Origin of the sequence: Flavobacterium sp., from assembly GCF_044373165.1 — a bacterium.
GTDB lineage: Bacteria > Bacteroidota > Bacteroidia > Flavobacteriales > Flavobacteriaceae > Flavobacterium.
In genome coordinates this window covers 1-3477 of the sequence record NZ_JBILQL010000129.1, presented here as the reverse complement: position 1 = coordinate 3477, position 3477 = coordinate 1, and the positions used below count along the sequence as shown (strand labels likewise).

4 protein-coding genes and 2 tRNA genes are annotated in these 3477 nt (G+C 40.2%); 2 read left to right on the top strand and 4 right to left on the bottom strand.

Annotated elements, in window-relative coordinates; translation table 11 throughout:
• The 4 genes from ACIQ32_RS11520 to ACIQ32_RS11505 all read right to left on the bottom strand — a co-directional run.
• Positions 1 to 159 (bottom strand): ATP-binding cassette domain-containing protein (locus ACIQ32_RS11520; RefSeq protein ID WP_396195832.1); only part of this gene is annotated, 159 nt, incomplete at its 3' end.
• Between the two features lie 4 nt (positions 160 to 163).
• On the bottom strand, positions 164 to 943 hold the full coding sequence (locus ACIQ32_RS11515; protein WP_396195831.1) for an MlaE family ABC transporter permease: 780 nt from the start codon (positions 941 to 943) through the stop codon (positions 164 to 166).
• 99 nt (positions 944 to 1042) lie between these two features.
• Positions 1043 to 1804: an NlpC/P60 family protein gene (locus tag ACIQ32_RS11510; protein WP_396195830.1), complete on the bottom strand. Its 762-nt coding sequence runs from the start codon at positions 1802 to 1804 to the stop codon at positions 1043 to 1045.
• A gap of 21 nt (positions 1805 to 1825) precedes the next feature.
• The gene (locus ACIQ32_RS11505) at positions 1826 to 3004 is read right to left on the bottom strand and encodes an acetyl-CoA C-acyltransferase (protein ID WP_396195829.1); all 1179 of its coding nucleotides are present in this window, start codon (positions 3002 to 3004) and stop codon (positions 1826 to 1828) included.
• Between the two features lie 295 nt (positions 3005 to 3299).
• Between ACIQ32_RS11505 and ACIQ32_RS11500 the strand changes: the two genes are divergently transcribed.
• Both ACIQ32_RS11500 and ACIQ32_RS11495 read left to right on the top strand, forming a co-directional pair.
• Positions 3300 to 3383: transfer RNA gene (locus ACIQ32_RS11500), tRNA-Ser, on the top strand.
• A gap of 4 nt (positions 3384 to 3387) precedes the next feature.
• Positions 3388 to 3462 (top strand) — tRNA-Pro (locus ACIQ32_RS11495).
• The last annotated feature ends 15 nt before the right edge of the window (positions 3463 to 3477 follow it).

Below are 3477 nucleotides of genomic sequence, written 5' to 3'. Positions count from 1 at the left end.
AATTAAGCATTTAATCATTACCGATTTGCCCGAACCCGATTTGCCCATGATGACCAGGTTTTCACCTTCGTATAATTCCATATTGAAGCCTTCGAGTACATGATTGTCACCAAAGCTTTTTCGGAGCGCTTTTATTGCTATGATGGGTGTTTTTTTCATTGGGCTAACCATAAAAAATATTAGTAACGAATACGGCTATAAAATCTATAATAAACAATAACATAGAGGTATAAACTACGGCTGAATTTGCAGCTAATCCAACGCCGGCCGTACCTTTTTTGCAATTGTATCCTTTGTAACAACCAACCAATCCAATGGCAAATCCGAAAAAGAAGGTCTTAAAAGTGGTTGGGATGATGTCGCTGAATTGCAAACTGTCGAAAACCTGATTGAAATAGAGTAGGAAAGAGACGTTTCCTTTCAGATTCTCTACTAATGCCGAACCGAAAATGGCTATTGCATCCCCAAAGAAAACCAAAATGGGCAGCATGACGGTGGTGGCTAATATTCGGGTTACGACTAAATATTTATACGGATTGGTTCCCGATACTTCCATCGCATCAATTTGTTCGGTAACGCGCATCGAACCCAATTCGGCACCAATACCCGAACCGATTCTTCCGGCACAAATTAGTGCTGTTATGATAGGTCCAATTTCGCGAATAATGGAAATGCTCACCATAGAAGGCATCCAGGAAACGGCTCCGAACTCTTCTAAAGTTGGGCGAGATTGCAAAGTAAAAACCAATCCAATAATAAAACCGGTTACGCTAACTAGCAATAATGAGCGATTACCCATATTGTAACATTGGCGCAAAAATTCTTTAAGTTCGAAAGGTGGATTGAATAGTTCTTTAAAAAAACGTCCCGTGAAATAGGAGAGTTCGCCAATTTCAATTAAAAAGTTTTTAAATGATGCTACTACTTTGGAATCGTTTTCCATAGACTGAAATTAAGCCAATATACCATCAAATTTAGGAAATAAGTATGAAAGTTTTGATAAAATATGTGCAAAAGAAAACCGTTATAAAAATATAACGGTTTATATAATTTTCTTGATGACTCTTAGCCGGTGCGTATGTCGGTTTTGCTCCGCATTATAAATGCCCAAATGGTCTAAGCGGTCGATTCTGACTTTGCCACTGGCGTGGATGATGTAATTGTTTTCCATCATGATGCCAACGTGTATTATCTTACCTTCTTCATTGTCGAAAAAAGCCAAATCTCCGGGTTCGCTTTCCTCAATAAAACTCAAAGCATCACCTTGAGTAGATTGTTGAGAAGCATCGCGAAGTAAATGATAACCGTTGAGTTTGTATACCATTTGTGTAAAACCGGAGCAATCAATTCCAAATGGTGTTTTTCCACCCCAAAGATAAGGTGCATTCAAATATTGATAGGCTGTAGTAATCAAATCGGATTTTGATTTGACACCGCTGGTTTTCAAGCCCTCAAATTCAAAGCCTTCCGTATTGATTTCGCTGTGATTCAAAAAAGATAGCGATGCACCAAGCGGAATGGGTAATAGCATGTTTTTGGCATTGGTTACATATTCCACTAAATCTGCATTCAAGATGATGGCTTCTTTAGACAAGTCTTTGAAGTTTTTTTCAGAAATCACTTGGTATTGTTTGGAATCCACCCAACCTTCGTACTCGTCGTATTGCAGTTTGATTTTGGCCCATTGGTTTTGTCTTTCCAAAATTTCAAAATGCTCGCCAAACAAGACTTGCGAAACGATTTCGCTTCGATCACTTGGTTCGGCTCGTAAAGGAATGATGGCAAGATTACAAATGGCAAACATCTAAATCAATTCGTAATTATTTTAAATTCTTTCTATTACTATGGCTGAAGCACCACCGCCACCGTTACAGATGGCTGCTGCACCAATTTTAGCATTGTTTTGTTCTAATACATTAATCAAAGTCACGATGATTCGCGCTCCGGAACAGCCTAGGGGATGACCTAAAGAAACTGCACCACCGTTAACATTCACTTTGTTGTTGTCTAAACCTAAAATTTTAGCATTGGCCAAACCAACTACTGAAAAAGCTTCATTGAATTCGAAAAAGTCAACATCGGCAATTGATATTCCTGCTTTGTCCAGTGCTTTAGGTAATGCTTTGGCCGGCGCCGTGGTGAACCATTTTGGTTCTTGAGCGGCATCAGCGTAGGATTTGATGTAAGCCAAAGGTTTTAAACCTAATGCTTGTGCTTTTTCTTCACTCATTAAAATCAAGGCAGCAGCACCGTCGTTTATGGTAGAGGCATTGGCAGCCGTTACGGTTCCGTCTTTAGTGAATACTGCGTTTAAGGCCGGTATTTTGTCTAACTTCACGTTAGTAAATTCTTCATCTTTAGCAAATACAATCGGTTCGCCACGGCGTTGCGGAATTTCAACCGGAACGACTTCTTTGTCGAATTTTCCTTCTGACCAAGCTTTAGCTGAACGCTCGTACGATTGAATAGCAAAGGCATCTTGTTCTTCACGAGTAATTCCATATTCAGTGGCACATAAATCGGCACAAACACCCATAGCGTTTCCGTCGTAGGCATCGGTTAATCCATCCTTTTGCATACCGTCAACCATTGTAGTTGGGCCAAATTTCACTCCGTTTCTCAAATGAACGTAATGTGGAATCAAACTCATGTTCTCCATACCGCCGGCTACTACAATTTCGGCATCACCATTCATGATGGCTTGAGCACCTTGCATTACAGCTTTCATTCCGGAAGCACAGACTTTATTAACGGTTGTAGTGGGAACAGTATTAGGCAAACCTGCAAAAATAGCAGCCTGAGTAGCCGGAGCCTGACCCACGCCCGCTTGGACTACATTACCCATCAAAACCTCATCTACTAAATTAGGATCTAAGTTGATTTTATTTAAAGCACCTTTGATGGCAACGGCGCCTAATTGTGTTGCAGTAACAGTAGATAGACTACCCATGAAACTTCCAATAGGTGTTCGGACAGCTGATACGATAGCGACTTTTTTATTCATGATGTTTAGTTGTTTTACTCCGCTGCGCTCCATACTATTCGGCAGAGATTGCCTCGGGTGTTTGTCTTGCAAATCTAAACTTTTATTGCAAAATAATGAATTGTAAGTCCAATAAATCTTTATTTGTAGCGGATTAAACGTAATATTACAACTCTAGTTTATTGATAGTGAACTTATTTTGAGATTATTTATTTTTAAATCTAAAAAAAGAAATGAAATAGTTGTAAATTATAGAATGATAAATTACATTTGCAACCGCTTAAAGAAAATGTTCTTAAACAAAATTGAAAATTTAGGAGAGGTGCCGGAGTGGTAACGGAGCAGATTGCTAATCTGTCGACGGGTAACCGTCGCCAGGGTTCGAGTCCCTGTCTCTCCGCTCTCGGGGTGTAGCGTAGCCCGGTTATCGCGCCTGGTTTGGGACCAGGAGGTCGCAGGTTCGAATCCTGCCACCCCGACTTTCGGAGGTCGTC